Here is a 228-nt window from a genome sequence, read left to right on the forward strand (position 1 = left end):
CTTTTAGGTAGTTTGGCTGCAATGAGTGTATTAATACTTATAGCCGGTAGGCTGCAAAGTGCTCAAGTTGAGTCTATGTTGTTGGCATGTGTTGCATTGTCGTTTTTATTTAGCGCATTTACTAGGTTATTACTTTATTGGAGCCTTCCTCAGGCTGTTGCGGCCATTTTGTTTTGGACGTTACGTAGCTTTGCACGTGCGCAATGGGCAACGCTTTGGTTGCCGTTA

The 228-nt window shown here is 43.4% G+C and carries 1 protein-coding gene; it reads left to right on the plus strand.

Going from position 1 to position 228, the window contains the following annotated elements; genetic code table 11:
* On the plus strand, positions 1-228 hold a 228-nt coding region (locus V6260_RS18805), incomplete at both ends, for an iron chelate uptake ABC transporter family permease subunit (RefSeq protein WP_341595592.1).

Origin of the sequence: Pseudoalteromonas aliena (genome assembly GCF_038155085.1) — a bacterium.
GTDB classification, from domain to species: Bacteria; Pseudomonadota; Gammaproteobacteria; order Enterobacterales; family Alteromonadaceae; genus Pseudoalteromonas; species Pseudoalteromonas aliena_A.